The organism is Roseibium sp. RKSG952 (genome assembly GCF_009711355.1).
In genome coordinates, this window is record NZ_SMMF01000863.1 from 1 (window position 1) to 20,248 (window position 20,248).

The following is a 20,248-nucleotide window of genomic DNA, read 5'->3' on the forward strand; positions in this document are numbered from 1 at the left end:
GGTCATAAATGAAACCTTCGAGCTTTGGACATCCGGAGTTTGAAAGACACCGTCAAACCGAAAAAACCCAGCGAGGACGGTTGACTGGTTGGCATCGGGTTGCCCCGGACACCACATGGCTGCTGGCGAGTGGCGCAACAGGTCTTGTTGAGCGCGCGGCGAACGCCAGGAATTATCTTCAGCACATACCGTCGAGACTGCTGGTCGAAGAGAGCCAGAAACCCAGCGCGGAAGAGATGCCCGCACCGGGCTCATTGCTGAACCCCGGGGAGAATGGGGTCAGGAAACCAATTCTTTCTCTTCGACGGGATGGAAGCCACCTATCGAGAAGGAACCGGGAACAGGGATGCTCGCGCCGGAAGAACCCTCGGAGTGCGGACCGCACTCGAGAGGATTGACCTTCTCTTGCAACTGATCGGAATCGGACGGTTCGTCCATCATTTTCACGATGCTGTCGAGCTGGGCGTTCAGGTCGCCAAAAAGTTCGCCCCCCTTGCCGATCTCGAAGAAGGCCATGGAAATAGAGTCGGTCAACTGACGAAGATCGCGATAAAGCCCTTGATTCTCACACAGGAGAACGTCGTTCTTCGACGACAGGAGCTCGTACTCCCGAATTGATTCGTCGAGCTGCTTGCGAAGAGCATCCTTCTCACCCAGGGTAGATACGAGCAAGTCCTTCAGCCGGGTAAAAAGCTCGTTGACGGAGCCGTGAACGCGTACACCGTCTCCCTGCATCCGCTTCAGCTGATCGAGAGCAGTCTGTACGCCGGGGGAGAAGCCGGAGGATTGTTTGGGCTGGTTGCTCATGGCCTTAGCTTCCTAACTTGATATTGTTTGTAACGACCTGCTTGATCAGCCTCTCGACCGAGGCAGGAGCGAAGTCCGGTGTTTCACCGGGGGCACGACTGTTTTCGCTGTAGGACAAGGCGGCACCCATGAGCGCGTCTTCGCCATCGAATCCAGTGCAGGCGGCATCGACGGTCTGGAGGAGGGCCTGAAACTCGCCGCGCAGAGCATTGTGCGCCTCAGCCAGCTGCTCATAGTCGTGATGAAGGGAATCTCGCTGCAAAGCGGTCGCCCGGTGCGATTCCCGCTCGGTCCCAAGCTCCTGCTCAAGAACGTCAACGCGAGTGCTCAGTTGCTGAACCGTTTCGGTCCTGTCCTGCAACTCGCCCTTGACCCGCAGGATTAAATTAGCGAGCTGGTTTCGCGCCTCTTCGGCGATACGAGACGTTTCCAGAACATGATCCGGAGCGCCGTGCGATTGAGATTTATCCGTCATTCGGGATGACTCCTGTGAGTGGGGTGTGAATCCTTGCTTTCGAAGTAATGAAGCAGGAAAGCGGGGGCGTCAACCATTTTGATCAAGGATTGATGACCAAATTGAAGGATTCAGTTTCGATACGAAATCGGAGTGCGCAGCCATCTCGGATTCCATCGGGAGGAAGAGTGGACGGGAGGCGAGGTGACGGCGGCCGGGCACGACTGGAACACCCGCGAGAGACATCTCGCTGCCGCCCTGAGAGGGGTCACCAATGTCGAGTTGATCCATGCCTGTGAGCTTGATGAACACGGAAACGAGCAAATCGGCATCGATGAGCGCGCCATGATAGGTACGACTGGAGGCATCGATGTTGAAACGATTGCAAAGCGCGTCGAGGCTAACCCGTGACCCTTTGGGAAGGACCTTACGAGCCAGAGGAATCGTATCGATGACCTCGTTGGTGAGCGGCCCCTTGTTGGCACGCTCCAGTTCCATATTGAGGAACGGCATATCGAACGGTGCATTATGAATGACCAACGTGCTATCGCCGATAAATTCAAGGAATTCGTCGCGCATAACGCGGAAGCTGTCCTGCTTCCCGAGGAACTCGTCCGAGAGATTGTGGACCTTGTAGGAATCTCCAACCTTCTTGCCCTGAGGATTGACGTACCGATGGAATGTGCGCCCGGTCGGGCGGTTCCCGATCAATTCGAACATTCCGATTTCCACAATCCGGTCGCCCGACGTTGGATCGAAGCCCGTAGTTTCAGTATCTGTGACCAGGTATCGTTTATCGAGATCCATCAGAAGGCCTTTTGATAGCTTTCCCAAGCGCTCCGCATGAGCTATTGTCTGAAGGATTCATAGATTAGAGAAGCCTTTATGACTGTCAACAAAAACGAATCCTTGATCAGGAAAAAATGGCAAGGGTACGGACAGGCTTTCGCCATCCTTTTCGCCGTCGTCGTGTACACGGCGTTCGTTGTCATTGAGCGAGAGAGCTTCGCCTTCGGCGAGCGCCTCGAGGATGCCGCGACCAAGATCGCTGTATCCGTCTCAGCCGCAGGGAACCTGACCCCCGCATGCACCGAACTCGCCGCCCAACTGACGGAGGAGACCCTCAAATCGCGGCTGGGAAGCGGACAGTACCTGAAAGAGGTGCTGGAGACATACGTCGCGTGGCCTTGTCCGCAGAGTGCGCTGCCCGGCATCAGCTTCGGTGTGAGTGAGGCCATTCGCAGCGCGTACCGGGGGGCCTAAGGCGTGGCCAGATTGTCCACCGCGGACGCACGGCGACTGGGAATAAACCTCTCCGGAAACAAGTCGAAGCCGAGCGCTTCTGCGAAAACGTCACGCACCAAATGCAGTCGGCTTCCCGCGAACGACACCCAGACCGATCCGTGCGAGTTCCATATCGACTTGCCGCACGACCCTAAGCCGAAGGAGCGACCCAGAACTGTATTGGATCTAGGTGCCGTCTCGTCGGCCTTCGTTCAGGCAAAAGGCAACTTAAACGCGTTTTTGGAACTCGTCGGAAAAGGGAGAAGCCGGACCTACACACCGAAGAGTACCGCCGAATACGAAAAACTAATTTCCGTGGCCGCAGCTTCCGCGATGAAGTCACGACGGCCCATGGAATGCGCCATTAGTGTCGAGATGACATTCATCCTCAAAGGAGACCCGGAGACTTGGCCGATATCAAACAAGAGCGGCGACATCGACAATCTGTCAAAAGCAGTTCTTGACGCTCTTAATGGCATCGTTTTCATAGACGACAGGCTGGTGGTAGAAACCATCTGCCGAAAAACTCACGGCGAAAGATCGAGACTTAAAGTGCGCGCATCAGAAGCGAGGCCAACACAACCCGGTTTTGAGACGAGTTAATGCCCCCCTTGAACAACAGAGATTCCAATGAATGGTTCGTTAGCGCCTTCCCCACCCTGAAGGGCGGGGTTTTTTAAGATGGCGCTGTGATTACATTCTCCTGCCCGGGTTCGCGCTATCATTATCCGAAACGCCGTCACCGTCGCGATCGACTTGCCTGCCGCCATTCCCGCCGCGATCACCGCCGCTACTTGAGCGGGGGCAGGAAACGCGCACGGCTTTCGTAACCATACATGGTCGCTGTGCTGTAACGTAAAAGGATTCATCCACCAGACGCTGTTCAAGACTCACGTCAGAACCAAAATGCGCACTGTTGCCGGACTGCTCACCCCCTTTCGAGGCGAAAGCACTCGCGTGGTCGCTAATGAGAACCTGAACTTCACAAACAGATTCGACTTCTCGGTTTTCATAACATTTCTTCGCGGTTGCCGTTGATACACCAGCCAGTGTAAATACGACGGAAAATACGGAAGCTAATTTCAGGAATTTCATGGCATGCTCTCGAATGACGATTTCCTGAATATAGCGACGGAAAGCAGCCCATGTAAAACGCCGGTGGGTCACTCAATGACAGCAGGTCGGGACAGGCGCCGTTCTCCAACAACTCGAATACTGTCCGGACCTGAAGAAGCCCCAGGGAGAATGTCCCCTGAGGCCCTCGATTAGAGAAGCGTCGCACCTCAAACCGACGACGGCCGAATGCATCAGGAGGCAAATCCGGCCGCCACGTCCGAAAGCCCGGAGCGTGAGCCGTTGATGAGGACGATCTTGCCGCCCTTGGACGCCGCGTCGCGGATGGCATCACGCTCGTCCATCCCCGCAAAGAATTCGAGAACGTCCTTGGCGACCAGACCGTCGACCCCGTCCAGAAATTCCTGCATGGCCGAACTGTTGCCCTTCGCGATCGTCTGACGGAACTCGACGAACGCATCGGCCTTGATCTTCAGGCTTTCGGCCTCTGCCTTGGCCTCGCCGACGCGCTCGATCCGGATCGCTTCGGCGGTCGCGGTTGCCGCCTCCTTGTTGCGTTCTGCGCTCAGAACCTTCTCGAACGAAGCCCTCATCGCCTCCGACGGTTGAGGATCATTCACGAGTACGTTGACGATGTCGTAGCCGAACTTCTCAAGGATGTCGCCCATCTCCGTTTTCACGGCCTCTTCAAAGAAGGCGGAGTTTCCAAAGGCATCAACGAGTTTGTGTCGCGAGGCGGCGCTCCGGATCTTGTCCTCAAGATAGGTCGCGATCTGCTGCTCGACATTCTCCAGAGAGTACGCGGCCTGATATTCGCTACCAATGCGCACCCGATATTGGAGGTTGATCGGAACAATCAAGCTCGCCTTATCCTCTGTCATAGCGTGAATCTCGGATTTAATCTCCTGAATCCTCAGGTTCAGATCGATGTCGGTGGATTCGAGCGGCCAAACGTTTTTAAGATGAAAGCCGGAATTAAGAACGCGGCGGAATTTACCGAGTTGAACGAGGGTCTTGGCCTCCTTCTCGGGAACAACAACCACGACATCGCACAGAAAAATGACCGATAACAGACCGAGGACGATCTTACCGACCCATGCGCCAATGAAAAGGGCGGGATCGTTGGCCGGGGCGGAAATCAAATATGCCCCCGCCATCGTGCCGAAGACGCACAACAGGGTGACGATCAGAGACAGAGCGTCCTTCAGATGGGTGGTCGATTTCATGGGTTTCCTTTCAGATTAAGTAAATTAGTCAAGTGCCTCGCTGCCGAACCCGGCGCGCGAACGATTTCTCCGACGTCGATGCCGGCCGGAGCGTTCGGTTTCGATCGCTGCCTCGTAGTCAAGTTCACATTCGGCGAGGATCGAGGAAGGACCGCACTGAAGCGGTGTCGATTTGCCCGGAAACATGCGTTGCCAAGGAAAAGAGATCGTCAGCGTGTGCCTGGCCCGCGTGAAAGCGACGTGCGCCAGACGACGTTCCTCGTCGATGCCGCCGCCGTTAGGGCCGTTCCAGACACTGCCGGGCTTGCCCCGACGACCATTCTCCACGGCAATCGGGTTCGGAATGACGTTTTCGTCGAAGGCAGGACAGAACACGTGGTCGAATTCCAGACCCTTCGAGGCATGGATCGTAGAGATGACGACCCGGTCAGTCTTCCCATTCAACGACTCGATGTCGGTCAGGAGCGTGATTTCGTTAAGGAGATCCACGGTGCTCTCCCGCTCCTCGGCGAGACCCCTGATCACATCGACGTTGTCGAGACGACTATCGGGACTGCTCTGACTTTCTATCCACGTCAGATAACCACCGTCGTCGAGCACGAATTCCAGCGTCTCCAAAGGAGATCGGCCATAGGCTCCGTCGTCGGCAACGATCGTCAGTGTGCGGCCCAGCTCCGCAGCACCCTCCCGGGCATCCTTTCTCAGCTTGCTTCGACCGACACCGTCCACGATTTCATGGCAAGCCTCGTGGAACGGAATGGACCGGGCATCAGCAAGGCGGCAAATGGCTTCCACTCCCGCGACACCCAGACCGCGCTTTGGTTTGTTGGCGATCCGGCGAAACGCCATCTCGTCGTGAGGATTGATGGAGAGTCGCAAGAAGGAGGCGAGATCCTTGACCTCCTCACGTTCCAAAAGCGATCCGCCGCGCGAAACCAGAGCACCAACGCCATGCCGCAGAAGACCCTCCTCGATCAGACCGACGAGGTAGTGAGATCGAGCGAGAACGGCGATTTCACCAGGTCTCTCGCCGGAATCGATAAGAGCCTTGATCCCGCGGCCGAGCGCGTCGGCCTCTTGGAGATTATTAGAGAAATGAAGCGTTCTGACAGGCGCGCCGTGACGACCGGATGTCAGAACCTTCGGCTCCGAGCGCCGATTGAATTCGACGGACATGTTCGCGGGCTTCAGGATCTCCTCGGTACACCTGCGGTTCGTGACGAGATTGAACCGAGCCGCCACAGGTCCCGTCATATCCGACATGGCTCCCGGGTAACCACCTTGGAAGCCGTAAATATTTTGATCCTCGTCGCCGACGACTGTCAGCCCCCCGTGAACAGAAGTGAGCAGGCGCACCCATTCAACCTGAACCGGGTTCGCGTCCTGAGCCTCGTCGACGAGCATATGACGAATACGGTTCGCCTCACTCGTGCGGAGAGCGGAGTTCCCCCTCAAGGCGGTCACAACTTTCAGAAGTAGATCTCCGAAATCAACCATGTCCTTACGGCCCAACTCGTACTGGTAGGAGCCGTAAGCGGCCGCCAAGGCGGCATCTCGGTCAGTCAAAGAGGGGCGGTTCGGAGCGATTGCCGCTTCGTCGGTGAGCCCCCAAGATTTCCAAAGGGAAATCTGCCTCAAGGCATCCTTGACGAAATCGGAGTGCATCTTCTTCCAGTCGGCATCGTTCTTGTCGCCAGAGGTCTCCGGCTTCCTTCCTAATGCGCCGGGAACGAGAACGGCATCGGCCATGATGCGCTTTGCCTCCTCTTCGTCGGCTATGGTGTAGTCCGAGCCGTTCAGCCCGGCGGAAAGGGCGATGCGCTTGAGTATCCGGTTGGACAGGGAATGAAACGTGCCGACGCGCAAGGACGACGCGGATATCCCGAAACGCTCTTCGAGACGGGCCTTCAATTCCTTCGCCGCACGGTTCGTGAAAGTAACGGCCATGATCTCGTGCGCAGGCAAGCCCGCCTCGGAGATAAGCCAAGCGATCCTGGAGGTCAGAGTGGTTGTTTTGCCCGTTCCCGCGCCGGCCGATATCAAGCTGGAAGGGGAACGCGAGGAGGCCGCGGCCGCCTGACGCTCGTCCAAGCCTTCGAGGGCGTTTTTTTGAATCCTTGTCATGGCATAATTTGTTGACGTGATCGCTTCGAAATGTCAATAACGAATCCTTATCGACGGGAGTGGGGTTTACGTCGTATCCTTTTTGTCGACGGAAAGTCATGGAGTGAAAATGATCGAATCCTTCGTACATTTGAGGGTGCACAGCCACTACACCCTGTCCCGGGGTGCCAGCAAGATTGACGCTCTCATCGATCAGGCCGTCAAGTTCAAGCAGCCTGCGCTCGCACTCGTGGACGAGGGAAACATGTACGCCGCCCTGGATTTCTCCAAGGCCGCCAGTGCGAAGGGTATTCAGCCGATCATCGGAACAAAGCTCTGGCTGGACATCGGAGAGAGCAAGAAAGGAAGCGTCTCGCTCATCGCACAAAGCCCAAAGGGATACGCCAGGGTCTGTTCCCTCCTCGCGGCGGCGCATCGGCCGCACGGCGACAACGAAGGCGGAAGCCAGATCCTTCCGGCCGCGGAACTCGAGGGCGACAACGAGGGCGTTGTCGTTCTCACGGGCGGACAAGACGGGGTTCTAAAGAGGCTGATCGAGGAGGGCAGAAACGAGGACGCGAAGAACCTCTTCGACTACCTCCGATATTGCTACGGGAACGGCCTGTACGTTGAGCTGACGCGCTTCGGAGACGAAAGCGCGAAGGAGATTGAGGTCGAGAACAAGCTGGTCGACCTCGCCTACAATTCAGGCGAAATAGAAGCGGTGGACGGAAGCATCCTGCAACCGGTCCCGCTCGTCGCGACCTCGGAATGCTGGTACGCGACGCCAGACCGTCACGACGCATTCGAAATCCTCAAGGCCGTCAACACGAAGGAGCAACTCCCTCTTCTGAACGACAATGTCGTCGCCCGCTCGGATCGCCGATATCACCTTCGCTCCACCAAGGAGATGAAGCAGCTATTCGCAGATCTGCCTGAGGCCTTCGAAAATGCGCTTCTTCTCGCTCAAAGATGTGCGTTCAAGGCCGAGCCGCGCGACCCGATCCTACCGCCGTTCAAGACCGAAGGCGGCCGTTCCGAGGCGGAGGAACTGCGCGCGCAATCGATCAAGGGACTCAACGAGCGCCTCGAGAAACTCGGGATTTCCAACGAAGCCCGCAAGCAGTATGATGAGCGCCTGGAATACGAACTCGGGATCATCGAGGGAATGCAGTTTCCCGGGTACTTCCTGATCGTTTCGGACTTCATTAAATGGTCGAAGGAACAAGGCATTCCCGTCGGGCCGGGTCGCGGCTCCGGGGCCGGCTCTCTGGTGGCCTATTCGCTTCAGATCACCGATCTGGACCCGCTTCGGTTCGGCCTGCTCTTCGAACGCTTCCTCAACCCGGAACGCGTCTCGATGCCGGACTTCGACATCGACTTCTGTCAGGACCGACGCGAAGAAGTAATCGACTACGTTTGCCGCAAATACGGCACAGAATACGTGTCCCTGATCGCCACCTTTGGCGAGATCAAGTCGAAGATGAGTCTCAAGGATGTCGGACGGGTCGTTCAGTCTGACGACTTCGGCGGCTTCAATTTCCTCGAACTTAACGAGCTGTCGAAACTGGTGTCGATGAAGGGTCCTGTTCCCTTGTCCATCGAGCAATCCTACAAGGATAAGGATAATCCGGACTTCAAGACGAAGGTCGACAGCGCCCACAAGTACAAGGTTCTTTGCAGGCACGCGAGCACGATCGAGGGTCTGTTTCGCTCGCAGGGTGCACACGCGGCAGGCGTCATTATTGCTGGGCAACCGATTCAACAACTGGTGCCTGTTGGCTGGGACAACGACAAGAACATGCCCGTCTCCCAGTTCAACATGAAGGCGGCCGAAACTTCAGGCCTAGTGAAGTTCGACTTCCTCGGACTGAAGACGCTTTCGGTAATCCGTGAAACGCTCGAACACATCAAGCAGACAACAGGGGAGGACATCGATCTGTCCAGCATCGATCTCCACGACCCGGCAACCTTCAATATGATCGCGAAAGGCCGGACGAACGGCATCTTTCAGTTTGAATCGGATGGCATGAAGAAGTGGTTGCGCGCCCTTCAGCCAAACCGCTTCGAGGACCTGATCGCGATGACATCGCTCTATCGTCCAGGGCCGATGGACTACATCCCGAACTACGTCAACCGGAAGACCGGAGAGGAGGAGGCGGAGTACCCCGAGCCCGTTGATCAGACCAAACCGTTCCTCGAAGAGACTTTCGGAATCATGGTCTATCAGGAGCAGGTGATGCAGGTAGCGCAGGTTGTCGCCGGGTACTCCCTCGGCGGCGCGGATATTCTCCGCCGGGCCATGGGCAAGAAAATCCCGGAGGAGATGGAGAAGCAGAAGATCACGTTCGTCGAAGGCGCCGTGAAGAACGGACATGACGAGAATGATGCAGCGAAACTCTTTGATGTAATCGCTAAATTCGCGGGCTACGGGTTCAACAAGTCCCACGCAGCTGCCTACTCGTTGATCTCCTACCACACCGCCTGGCTAAAATGTCATTATCCGGCGGAATTCCTCTCCGCGCTCATGACCTATGAAATGAGTTCGACGGATGCAGGAAAACGCATGGCCAAGATCAAGGAGGACATGGATCACCTCGGCATCAAAATGTTGCCGCCCTCCGTCAATCACTCCTTCCCGCGCTTCAAGCCGGAAAGGGATGAGGACGGCGTGCAAGTGAGGTTCGGACTGGGCGCCATCAAAGGTGTCTCAGGAGCCATGATCAAGATGCTGGACGCACGTCGGGAGAAGCTGTTCGACAGCCTCTTGGACTTTCACAAGCGCGCGGGCGGCTTGTTCAATAAAGGGCAGATCGAAAATCTCGCTGCGGCCGGAGCATTCGAGACGATCGCACCGAACAGGCGTGCGGCCTTCGACGTGCTATGCTTTCTCGCCAAGGAGAAGAAGGACCCGACGGACCAAGGGAACCTCTTCGGAAACAGCATCGAGGCCGATGTCCCGTCCGAGATTTCAGGCGTCGAGGAATGGGGCAACAAGGTCGACAGGGAGTTTAACGCGGTCGGCTTCTATTTCGGCGCGCATCCACTGGATGCCTATATCGAGAAACTGAAGGCCGCTCACGTAAAACGCTTCAACTCGCTTCGCATATTTATGATTCAGAATTCCATAGCTGATCTTCCGCAAAAGCGGCTCGCGGGACTTGTGGAATGGGCCGAGCGCCGCACGTCGAAACGGACCGGAAAGCCTTTTGTTTGCGCCCGAATCGCGGAGAAGAGCGAAACCTTCACCGTCAACTTTTTCAGCCGCGACGAGGAGTCCAAGTTGGACCGTATCCGCGTGAAACTGGAGAATGCAAAAGACTCTCGCGTTCCCGTCGTCATCATAGGCGATGTCGTACTCCGAGAGGGTAACGATATGTCGATTTTCGGTAACGAAGTCGTCGATGCCAATGAGCTTTTGTCTGCGGACAGAGGGCCGATGATGGTGCGTGTTGACCAGACCGCGATCCTCCCGGACCCGACCGAACAAAGGAAAATGCGTGATATCAACGAGCGTCTGCGCATCAAGACCATCAGCGAGGAAGCTGCCGAAAAGGAACGGAACGCCATCAAGCACCAAACACTCATGAGGAAGTGCGAACAAGTTCATGCGATCGCCGCGAGACTGAGGCAGGACGAGAACCCAAGTTCGGTCTCTCTGAAGATCAGGGTTGCCACCATAAGCGACGCGTTCGACATCGAACTGCCCGGCGCTTACTTGGTAAACATGGCCGCTGAAAGCGCACTCAAGTCAGTCGACGGCGTAACGTCTGTTTCGGAAATCTAAACCTAAACAACTCCCCCGAAAACCGCGATTTCAAGAAAGAAAGATCATGTCGCTTACGAGAATACTCGGCCTGTCGAAAAGGCATAAAGAGCAACCCCTAAAAGAAAATCTGCCGGAAGAAAATCTGCCGGAAATCACGATCAAATTGAAACCAGAAGACCGTCCTGCATTCAAACGAGGCTATGCGGCGCAGATCACGGAAGAGATCTCTGTGCGCGTTGAGATGCGATCGATTTTCAGTTGGAAAAGATCCTCGTCCGGAGAACTCAAACAAAGGAATGGACGATGGATTTTGTTCAACCCGGAACAGGTTGCCGAAAAAATTCTCGATCCAAACCTGGTGCCGCTCGTGGAGAATTTCTGCCGAAGGGTCTTCGAGCTGGATGCCGAATTCATCAATGGGGATCCCGCAGAATTCACCGACGAGGGCGGACACGTATGGGTCCGAAAGGACAGATTGAGCGGATAGCGAGGAGGGGCCTAGCGCCCCTTCAATGCTTTTTGACGATTGGTCACAAGCTGTGCAAGAAACTTCTTGCGATGCTTCGTCGCGATGAGCGGAATACGATCAAGGTTCCAGGCGAAGTCCTGATCTCCCGTCACCTGGCAATGCGCGAGCGTGTAGGACTTCTGATCGCCGCCCCATTGGATCTGCTGATTGATATCGAACATGCCCTGCGGGACCTCGCACATGTTCGGAACCAGGCCGAACGACAAGCCGTCATGGATAAGGTCCTTGATCGAATCCTCGGGAATACTAATCCGAACCCATCCGAGCCCATAGGACTTCACCGTATAGCCCGCCTGAGTGAGCTGGAAGGCGCTTGCGAACATAGAAACCTTGTCAGCCCCTTTGATCCACGCTCCCTGCCAACTAGTATGCGCGCGCTCCTCGCCCGTGCGAAGGGGACCGGAATTCGCCTCGCCCAGTGACGTCGCCCGCCAGAGAGTCTCTGCAACGATGCCGGCCGACCAGGACAGTTCGTTGTACTTGTAGGTTAAAAACTCCTTCACGGGGTCCCGAAGGTGCTCCATGAAGGTCGATGTTTCCTGACCTACCCAGCAGTTGCGGACATCTAGTTCGGCGTATCGGGAGAGCGCCAAAAACTCCGGATAGCTGACCCAGCTCCTCTGGGAGCGCTTCTCCTTGTTGGTGGAATTGCCGAATCCATAGATTGAAGCCAGGTCACCATCCATCCTCTCCACGGAAAGCTCGATCATGGCTGGTCGACCGATGTCTCGAAGAAGAGCCACCCGGTCAGGGTTCATTTCGCGCAGCTGCTTCCGGCTCAGAAAGTCCATCGGCATCTCGAAGTCGGGGACGGGTGTCTGAAGCATCTCCATCGTGTAGAGAACGCGAGGCTTACGCAGGACGAAGGTCGTCGAATCCCGCAAGGAACGCTCGCTCGTCACGGTGAATTCGTCGAAAGCCTGACCGGTCTTCATGATCGCGGCGGCTTCGCCCTTGGGGTAGAGGGGCTCCGGCATGACAATCTTGAGATCGTTGCGCAGCGTCTTGCCGACAAACAACTTGCTCATGCTAATCTCGGGGTCCACCTCCCGGGCAAGCATGTAAGAGAGGGTCATGATGCGATAGAACACGCTCGACAGGAAGGCGCACTGCCAAGCGGGGTCGTCGGACGTGTCGGTCTGCTTTGGGTCGTAGCCCCATTCCCTAAGGGCATCCATGTGGGAGATCACTAGGTACTTGTCGTGACGAAGCCACGAGTTTCGCCAGGATTCGTTCTTGCGAAAGAAAAACTCGTAGCTGATATTCGACCACCAGATGGCGCCCGTACCGAGATCGGCAGGGCCGGAGATGCGATGAGCGCCTCCCTTCTGGCCATAGAGGTGCGCCCAGCCCGCTCCCGGCTCCTCTTCGTCGTCGAAAAGAACGACACCGAATCCTTTATCCATACCGTCGCGGGCTACCATTCGACGGACACCTCCGAAAACGTGAAATCAATCAACCCCTATTGTGAGGCCGTTTCACCGACAGATACAAGAGATTAAAGCGACCCGAACTTGGATTTGAGCAATCCTTCCCAGGTGGTCGGCTTCATGCCGGAGAAAGGACCTCCGCGATCCGTCCAGACACTCAGCATCTCGGCCATGACATTCTTGTCCCCGTTCGTCCTCCGCCCGAGAGGAAGGAGACGCAGTCCGGAAAGCGTCTCGGAGCGGAGCTCGTAGAACTCATCCGGAAGAAGCTTTAACGCGTTGCCGAGGACGGCTGGGTCCGATGTCAGGAAACGGCGCTCCGCCTCGTACTCCCTGTCACGAAGCGCGGACATGGTCGCACGGGCGACCTCCGAGATGCGCTGCTGCTCCGGCGAGGGGCCAGTGGGCATCGAACGCGCAGTGCGACGAGGTGCAGCGCTCGCGTAGGCGCCGGGGTACTGGGCAACCAGAAGCGCTCTGACGAGGTGATGTAAATTGGCTTGGCTGATCTCAGGCAACCAGACGAGGGATGCCTCCTTGTTCTTGCCCGCTAGGCCTATGTGCTGGACCATGTGGCAAAACGAACAGGCGGTGACAAGATTCTCCAAACGGTTGTCGGAGTGATTGTCGTTAAAGTGGTGCACTTCCTGATACGATAGGGACGTGAACCCACAGAAGCGGCACGAGTTTTTGTCGCGCTCCAGAGCCTTCTTGCGAACCCTCTTAAACTCCGCGTCATGAACCTCGCTGTCGATATCGTCCATCCGCCAATTGAGACATTTGACGCTGAGGACAAGGGGCAGAAAAGACATCAATTACCCACCACGAATATCTGTAAGGAGAAGTGAGGAAACCCTCACTCCATCACGAATCCATTGCTCGTCACCATGATCGAGCGGCCGTTGTAACGGCGAACGGTAACGAACTCTCCGGCCCCCGGAACATCGTCGCCCTTCTCGACGACCATGCGCCCGGACGGCGGACCATCTGGACCCATGAGATCCGGCTCAACCTTGACCCAGGCTCTCCCGGATTTCGGGGAATAACCGGTCAGACGAACGCCCTGAATAACCTCCGGCTTCAGCTTCGGCTGGATCGCGTCGATCATCGGGGCCTTGGACATGGACACGCCCGGCGCGGAGACGGTAGGTGCGACCGACATCTTGTCGGAAAGATCTTTAATCTTGCGCTCAAGACCGGAGATGGTGCTTTCGAGACCCGCCACCTGAACCTGCAGACGGTCGATTTCGGACGATGTCGCATCGAAATCGATTTCCAGTATCTGATTCAACCGATCCACATCCACGCTTTCCAGCGCGGAAGGGACGGCGGCGGCCGGCATGGCCACCGGATGCTGCGTCGCCTCGGGTGTCATCGCCGGAAAACCCGGAACGCTCGTTGCAGTCATGGATCCCGGCGGCGAAAGCAGGGGCTCCGTGGACGGGGATGCCGCGGGCGTTCCGAAGTCTGGAAGATCTGTCACTGACGAAGCCGGAGGTGTCAAAGGCTGAGCGAGGTTCGGCAACGGATTCGAGGTCGCAGGAGCCGTCGGCAGGGTGTCCAGAGACGGAAGTTGCGTCGGGAAGCCCTGCGTGTTCGTCGCTACCGCCGGAGGATTGACCGCCGGGGGCTGGGAGCCGCCGGAGAACATCGGCAGGAGCTGCGTATAAGCGACGAGACCCAAGACGGATACCGCAATGACACCGCCGACTGGAACGATCAGTTTCGACAACGGGCCCTTCTTCGGAGCCTCATCTTCGGCCGAATTGTCGTTGTCCGCGTCCTGAGCGCCTCCAGCGTAGATGCTGTCTTCCGGATCGAAGTCATCGTCGGGCTGGTCCGCATTGTCCAGACCGGAGAACTCGTCGTTTCCCTCGAAGTCAACATCCACCTCGGAGGCGGAGGAAGTGTCGCTTTCGGCGAATGGATCCTCATCTCCTTCATCGTCGGACCCCCCGAAGCCGTCGTCATCCTGCGCCGCAGCGAACGGGTCTCCGAATGCGTCGTTGTCATCGTCCTCGTCGAAACCGTCCGAACCGAACCCTTCGGAATCGAAACCCGCTTCGCCCGGACCAGCGATACCCTCGATCTCGGGGGCATCGTCATCATCATCAAGGCCGCCGAAATTGGCCGGATCGAAGTCGTCGTCGGCCGCGCCGAACTTGTTCTTAGCCGAATCCTCATCGTCGGTGACAAAATCACCTAGTGACCCGAAGTCGTCTTCCTTGTTGTTGATGTCAGTCATACGAATGAATCCCCGATGAGATGTTGTATCAGTAGAATAGTACGCCGATCGGCGTGCCGGCTTCGACAATAATCGTCGTCGGGCGATTACCATAGGCGTCGTACAGCAACTGGCCCGTGTTCGAGACGGCCTCACCACCTGCGGAAAGAAGCTCGTCCCGGATGTCCAGATCCTCGCTGGTCGACGTGACAGTGCCGTCGGAGGTCGTCGTTGTCACGCCATTCGTCTGGGATACTGCACGTCCGAGTCCCTGGGCGAAACCGGAGATGAAGCTGAAGGCGATCTTCTGAGCCATGTGACGGTTTACCTTGGTCGCCATGGCCGTGCCGATGTATCTGGTGTCGACTGCGACGGATTGAATCGGCACGGTTTCGTTGATCGGATTACCGTCCGCGTCGTTCTCGACACTCATCTGCGTGAATGAGATGACGAGGGAATCGCGACCAGTCTGGAATCCACCGATCAGGCGGGCACCCGCATAAGGACCCTGAAGAATTCGAGCCAGAACCGGGCCGGGGGAATCCGAGTTAACGCGGCCGATGAGTTCACCATAGAGGACGGTGCCCGCAAGCGGCAATTCAATGGCGCTGCCGGAGTCTGGAACACCTGTCGAGGATGAAGCGAAAGCCGGCTCGTCTTCAGGCGTTTCGATCACACCGCTGTGCATGTAGATGGCCTGTGCGACGGCGGGCGCGCGACGCAAACCGGAGATATAGGCGCCTAGGTCGGTCACGGACTTCTGGTCCTGAACGGTGGGCGGGGCCGTGACGGCCGGGGCGACAGGAACCTGTGGCCGGATAACAACCGGCTTTTGAGAAATGACCGGTGCATCAGGGACATCAACCTGAGGCAACGGGTCCGGCCCATCGTCGACGATCAAAACCGGGAGATCCTGGGTCGCGCTCGTGTCAACGATGGTCGGAAAGGACGACGTACCCGACGCACGAGCATCATCCGCACGACGCTGGTCGGCCACCTGCAATTCAGCACGATACTGAGGATCAACCGAATTGCCACCCTGGATCGTCTCCTCACCTCGCACGACAGAACCTATCCGAGACGGGTTTACCGGTGGCTCGGGCTGATTGAAGTAGGAATAGCCGACAGCCGCGACAACGACGGCGGCGACCACCATGATCATGTTCCGGGAGCCTTTTTCCGCAGTCGCCCCCTTCAGTTTGCTCATAAAACCAGCCATGAGGGACTCCTTAGCGAATAACCTGGACGTAGGACGTGCGTCCGCCGTCGGAAACCAGAAGAACCGGAACTTCGTTCAGCACGAAAACCTTCACCCCGCTGGCATTCGAATGTTTTGCCGTGTAGGCAGGTGAAAGCAGATCCATAGATGTCCGCACATACATCAGATCACCGTACATCCATGCCTGAAGATCGCGGGGATTAGAGGATTTGAGTTCGCGGGCACCACTGGGAGCGACACCATCGAGAAACTGAAGCATGGTACTGTCGTTCGTCGGAGCAAGGCTAGCGCCGGTAACGGAATCGTAAATAGCGTTCGGCCCGCGCTGATCCACCCTGGCATCGACCCGGTAGTCGACGTCGCTGGAACTCGGATCGAGTGTAACAAGCAGCGGAACCTTAGCTCCGAGCAGGAGAACGGAAAAGTTCGACGGTATGTGAGCGCGTCGAGCGCTGATGGTAATGATGTTGGTCTCGTCCTGAGGCCCCGACGACTTCACGTCGTAGGCATCCGGATTTCCGTTCGTAACAACGTGCACCGGCCAAGGCTGACCCGTGACATCGGAAAAGGTCAGGGTCGAGAGCCAACCCGGCGCGACGTTAAGCCGAACCGGCATCTCCCCGGACTTCAGGCTCACTCCGACAGATCGGGTGACCGGGTGAACATCCATAAGAGGGGAGTCGGTTGCCTGGTCAATCTGATCGATGCGCCGGCGGACTTCCCTGACCTGTTCGGGCGTCAGCGGAGCGATGCTCTTTATCGCGGATTCAACGAGGCGGTCCTTCTCGCCCTGTTCCTGAACGGTGGAATTCGCGTCGGAAACCGCCGGCGGGGCCGCCGGCGAAATCGGATCGCTCAAATTCGCCGGAGGAAGAAGAAGACCGCTCGCATCCTGCGACAGCGCAGGCCCAGCCAAGGTCGAGGACGACATGATGGCCATAGCGAATGCCAAGGATTTACGCGTCATTTGTCAAATCCCCAAGGATTTCTAGTTGGATACAATCTGCGCGATGCCGAGACCAACCGGGTTCTCGTGCGCAGGCCTTCTTACAACTGTAACCTCGACCATCAGGTTTTGGCTACGGTTTACCGAGGTGCTCTTGAAAGTAACCAGCAAAGGCACCTGCACTCGCCACCCGTATACATTGCCGGCAATGCCTTGCGCGACAATTACGGGTGCGCCCCTCGGTACGGCCGTGGTGACGAATTGGTTGTTCAGAAGGGAGGTGATGAAACCGGAACGGTCGAGAGCCTGCTCATACCCACGCCAGCCGGCCTCGGTGAAGTGAAGGCGAATATCTTCGAGCTGCTGCGCGTGATTAGCGAAGGACATGGAATACGCCTCCGTCACCGCGGGCGTGACCCAGTTGAGGACGAGCTGATCTGACTGAACCGGACGCTTGAGAACCTCGATCTCACGAATGCTTCCCTGAGGATCGGCGGCGAAGTAGCGGTATTCGGTCGGACGGGTGCCCAGATAGACGTTCGTCAGGACGGAAATAAGGAGAATAATCACGAGCCCGAAGGTAACCCGCAACAGGAATTCGTATCTTTCCCGGGAAAGCGCGTTGCGAGACAGTTCGTTCGCGAGCGCCGCCGTCTGATGCGGAGATACACCCCTCGACACTCTCAACTTCTTTCCCGCCGGCGGTTTAGCTCCGGCCTTAGCGGCGCTCGAGCGCGCTTTCTCCTTGAACATTTAGAACCTCGAATCCCAGAGTGCCGTCACGTCAAGGATTCGGATATTAGTTTTCCTTGACGCACATTCATTTCTCACCAAGATTCGAACTAAGTCAACGCGCCAGCCGGAGGCATTCGCAAATGGCAGATTCGAGGCGACGGCCATGGACCGATGCCGACACGACAAATTTGATAGATCTTTGGCCACGGATGGGGAGCATCGTTCTAATCGCTCTCCATCTGGAACGTTCGACATCGAGTGTGCAGACGCAAGCGAGCCGCGTGGGTCTTCCGAGACGCAGGGAAGGCAACGAGCGACATCGTCGCAAGTGGAGCGCTGAAGACAACAAGAAGCTCGTAAACGCCCTCGAGAAGCACACCGACGACCAAGGTCGAATCCTCATTATTGAGATCGCCCAATCAATCGGGCGAAGCATCGATGCCGTCGCCGCGAAGATGTCGGACATCTTCGGCTCCGAAGAAGCTTTCTTCGACATGATCCACGTCACCAAGATGCCGGACTACGTCGCTGACAAAGCAGCCGATCCCATCGACCGAAGAAAGATGGCTAGGCAACGCAAGTGTCTAACTTGTCAGAAGAACTTCTGGTCGGAGGGGGCGCACAACAGGATCTGCGGGACCTGCAAGAAAAGCGAAGGCGCATCCGATTGGGACTATTGACCGACACAAACCTCGCTCCGGATCTCACCGCCTCACCTGGTGCGAGTAAATCCGGAAACAAGAAACGAAGATCTAAGCGACAAAAAGGCGGGGTCAAAACCTATCTCGGACACTCAGAACGGTTCGACAGGAAGCGGAAAAGCGGACAAAAAACGACGAATCAACGATCCGACGTTTCGTTTCGGCAGTCCGCGCGGGCGACGCGGTCCAGAACGCCGCTTACCTCCCGATAGAGAGGATCGACGACATCCCAGTCGTTGGCGAAGTGATGATGAAACAGCTTCACGTCCATCGGAATTTCGCTCTTCGGCGTATCCGGTGTGACGGATCGGAAATGCCCCTCTCCCCGGGTGATAACCCAAAGCAACGGATTAAACTCGTCGAACGCCGTCAGTTCGTGCGGATAGCGAATGTCGTCGACGACGACGTCGCGGCCGGCGGAGATCAAGGATTCGATCTTCGCTCTGACGATGTCGACCCACAGGATCTCACTGAAGAAGTTGCGCCACTCGTGACCCAGCTTCTCCATAGCGAAGCGAGCAGACTTGTTCGCAAGCACGTTGAGTTCGACCTCCTTCATATCTCCCTCTACGCAACGTTCGATCATCTCGTCGTCGAGACCGGCATCGCGCAGAAGACTGCGAATCATGTTTTTTAGAGGATCCGCCATCTTCACGCGGACATACCCCTTCGACATCAGGTGCTTGGCGAGCGTGGACTTACCTGACTCCTTGAGGCCGTGGATCATAATAAGGTTCGGCATTGCGCAACTCCGCTATTTCAGAAAACCAGGCCGGACGGGACGAGGCCGCGAGGCCTTGTGAAGCTTGTCGGGAAGGTCGTCTGGCATGGGGATCGGCGTGTTCGGCTTGATCGAAGAACGACGCATCTCCTGAGGCTCCTCCGTCCGGCCGGATGACGGACGACGGGGAGATGGAACACAGGAGGAGCCGTCAAATTCCTCGGACGGCGTGCCGTCGAACTCGTCGATGTCCGGTGAAGGAGTGAACGCACATGCATCCCGGGACGTTCTGACGATGCCGGAATTCGATTCTGGAGCGACCTCGGTCCTTCTGTTGCGAGGTGAGGACGCGGTTGAAGCGATCGCCGCCTCATAAGCCTTTTTGAATAGCTTCGCCCGCCAGGCATTCTTGCCGCGGTCGTTACTATACTTTCCGTTCGGATCACCCTTCGCCGCGTGTTCGCGAGCCAGCTCAACGATCTCATCGGCGATATTCTCGTAAGGACCAGGAACGAGAACCCCCAGAACCTCGATCTTCGCCGCACCCCCGGTTCGAGCCGGGACTGCGGAGCGAAAAGAGTCCCTGGCCTTGGACGGCTCGACGACCTTCCTCTGCACGGAAACGGGAGCCGTTCTTTCAAGCGCTGAAGAGGGAATAGCAATCCCGTTTCCGTCCGAAGCGCCATCGGAACCGGAAGCGGGATCGTTTACCGGAACAGGGGAGTCCGACGGAGCGTCCGCGACGGGGATGGGGGCCGTCTCCGAGACACTTGGGCAAATGCCGTATCGATGGCATAAGGTCTCGAAGAGCAAATCCCCGGACACTCCGATTTCATCCCGGAGCATCGAGCGAATGGATGCCTGACCGCGATCAACCTCGGCCTGGAGCGCACTGATCTGCGCTTGAATCTGAGACATGCGTGTCATGGAATCCTCCGCAATGCGGATGATGTCCGATATCTGTTTCGGTGAATGATCCATGAATTCTTTTTCTTGTATTAACGTCTTCCCCGCCCTGAAGGACGG

The 20,248-nt window shown here is 57.0% G+C and carries 19 protein-coding genes; 4 read left to right on the forward strand and 15 right to left on the reverse strand.

What is annotated here, in order from left to right; translation table 11 throughout:
• Positions 1-279: 279 nt before the first annotated feature.
• The 3 genes from E1297_RS11515 to dnaQ all read right to left on the reverse strand — a co-directional run bounded on the left by E1297_RS11515 (position 280) and on the right by dnaQ (position 2,068).
• Positions 280-807 carry a hypothetical protein gene (locus tag E1297_RS11515; RefSeq protein ID WP_155138167.1) on the reverse strand — a complete coding sequence of 176 codons (528 nt, stop codon included), beginning with the start codon at positions 805-807 and terminating at the stop codon, positions 280-282.
• Between the two features lie 4 nt (positions 808-811).
• Entirely contained in the window at positions 812-1,282 is a 471-nt protein-coding gene (locus E1297_RS11520) for a hypothetical protein (RefSeq protein ID WP_155138169.1), read from the reverse strand.
• 69 nt (positions 1,283-1,351) lie between these two features.
• On the reverse strand, positions 1,352-2,068 hold the full coding sequence (gene dnaQ, locus E1297_RS11525) for a DNA polymerase III subunit epsilon (RefSeq protein ID WP_155138171.1): 717 nt from the start codon (positions 2,066-2,068) through the stop codon (positions 1,352-1,354).
• A 78-nt stretch (positions 2,069-2,146) separates the two neighbouring features.
• On the opposite strand from dnaQ, the gene E1297_RS11530 reads away from it, so the two are divergent.
• Together E1297_RS11530 and E1297_RS11535 are read left to right on the forward strand one after the other, a co-directional pair.
• On the forward strand, positions 2,147-2,524 hold the full coding sequence (locus E1297_RS11530) for a hypothetical protein (RefSeq protein ID WP_155138172.1): 378 nt from the start codon (positions 2,147-2,149) through the stop codon (positions 2,522-2,524).
• Positions 2,525-2,536: 12 nt separating this feature from the next.
• On the forward strand, positions 2,537-3,148 hold the full coding sequence (locus tag E1297_RS11535) for a RusA family crossover junction endodeoxyribonuclease (protein WP_155138174.1): 612 nt from the start codon (positions 2,537-2,539) through the stop codon (positions 3,146-3,148).
• Positions 3,149-3,238: 90 nt separating this feature from the next.
• Here E1297_RS11535 and E1297_RS11540 read toward each other — a convergent pair whose 3' ends face one another.
• The 3 genes from E1297_RS11540 to E1297_RS11550 all read right to left on the reverse strand — a co-directional run bounded on the left by E1297_RS11540 (position 3,239) and on the right by E1297_RS11550 (position 6,969).
• Positions 3,239-3,640: a hypothetical protein gene (locus E1297_RS11540; protein WP_155138176.1), complete on the reverse strand. Its 402-nt coding sequence runs from the start codon at positions 3,638-3,640 to the stop codon at positions 3,239-3,241.
• Positions 3,641-3,852: 212 nt separating this feature from the next.
• Positions 3,853-4,845: an SPFH domain-containing protein gene (locus tag E1297_RS11545; protein WP_155138178.1), complete on the reverse strand. Its 993-nt coding sequence runs from the start codon at positions 4,843-4,845 to the stop codon at positions 3,853-3,855.
• A 24-nt stretch (positions 4,846-4,869) separates the two neighbouring features.
• The gene (locus E1297_RS11550) at positions 4,870-6,969 is read right to left on the reverse strand and encodes an ATP-dependent helicase (RefSeq protein WP_155138180.1); all 2,100 of its coding nucleotides are present in this window, start codon (positions 6,967-6,969) and stop codon (positions 4,870-4,872) included.
• Positions 6,970-7,078: 109 nt separating this feature from the next.
• Here E1297_RS11550 and dnaE point away from each other — a divergent pair, with 109 nt between their 5' ends.
• Positions 7,079-10,735: a DNA polymerase III subunit alpha gene (gene dnaE, locus E1297_RS11555; RefSeq protein WP_155138181.1), complete on the forward strand. Its 3,657-nt coding sequence runs from the start codon at positions 7,079-7,081 to the stop codon at positions 10,733-10,735.
• Positions 10,736-10,832: 97 nt separating this feature from the next.
• Here dnaE and E1297_RS11560 read toward each other — a convergent pair whose 3' ends face one another.
• The 7 genes from E1297_RS11560 to E1297_RS11590 form a co-directional block, all read right to left on the reverse strand.
• A complete protein-coding gene (locus E1297_RS11560; RefSeq protein WP_155138183.1) occupies positions 10,833-11,171 on the reverse strand; it encodes a hypothetical protein in 339 nt (112 codons plus the stop codon).
• Between the two features lie 44 nt (positions 11,172-11,215).
• Positions 11,216-12,670: a hypothetical protein gene (locus tag E1297_RS11565; RefSeq protein ID WP_155138185.1), complete on the reverse strand. Its 1,455-nt coding sequence runs from the start codon at positions 12,668-12,670 to the stop codon at positions 11,216-11,218.
• Between the two features lie 74 nt (positions 12,671-12,744).
• Positions 12,745-13,488 carry an HNH endonuclease gene (locus E1297_RS11570; RefSeq protein ID WP_155138187.1) on the reverse strand — a complete coding sequence of 248 codons (744 nt, stop codon included), beginning with the start codon at positions 13,486-13,488 and terminating at the stop codon, positions 12,745-12,747.
• A gap of 44 nt (positions 13,489-13,532) precedes the next feature.
• On the reverse strand, positions 13,533-14,921 hold the full coding sequence (locus E1297_RS11575; RefSeq protein ID WP_155138189.1) for a hypothetical protein: 1,389 nt from the start codon (positions 14,919-14,921) through the stop codon (positions 13,533-13,535).
• A gap of 28 nt (positions 14,922-14,949) precedes the next feature.
• The gene (locus tag E1297_RS11580; protein ID WP_155138192.1) at positions 14,950-16,119 is read right to left on the reverse strand and encodes a TrbI/VirB10 family protein; all 1,170 of its coding nucleotides are present in this window, start codon (positions 16,117-16,119) and stop codon (positions 14,950-14,952) included.
• A gap of 10 nt (positions 16,120-16,129) precedes the next feature.
• Positions 16,130-17,086 carry a DotH/IcmK family type IV secretion protein gene (locus E1297_RS11585; RefSeq protein WP_155138194.1) on the reverse strand — a complete coding sequence of 319 codons (957 nt, stop codon included), beginning with the start codon at positions 17,084-17,086 and terminating at the stop codon, positions 16,130-16,132.
• 21 nt (positions 17,087-17,107) lie between these two features.
• Positions 17,108-17,818 (reverse strand): DotI/IcmL/TraM family protein, encoded by a 711-nt coding sequence (locus E1297_RS11590; protein WP_155138196.1) that lies wholly within the window; start codon positions 17,816-17,818, stop codon positions 17,108-17,110.
• 122 nt (positions 17,819-17,940) lie between these two features.
• Here E1297_RS11590 and E1297_RS11595 point away from each other — a divergent pair, with 122 nt between their 5' ends.
• Entirely contained in the window at positions 17,941-18,480 is a 540-nt protein-coding gene (locus E1297_RS11595; protein WP_155138198.1) for a hypothetical protein, read from the forward strand.
• Between the two features lie 160 nt (positions 18,481-18,640).
• Here E1297_RS11595 and E1297_RS11600 read toward each other — a convergent pair whose 3' ends face one another.
• The gene (locus E1297_RS11600) at positions 18,641-19,243 is read right to left on the reverse strand and encodes a hypothetical protein (protein ID WP_155138200.1); all 603 of its coding nucleotides are present in this window, start codon (positions 19,241-19,243) and stop codon (positions 18,641-18,643) included.
• Between the two features lie 12 nt (positions 19,244-19,255).
• A partial coding sequence (locus E1297_RS11605; RefSeq protein WP_209015755.1) for a hypothetical protein occupies positions 19,256-20,248 on the reverse strand: 993 nt, incomplete at its 5' end.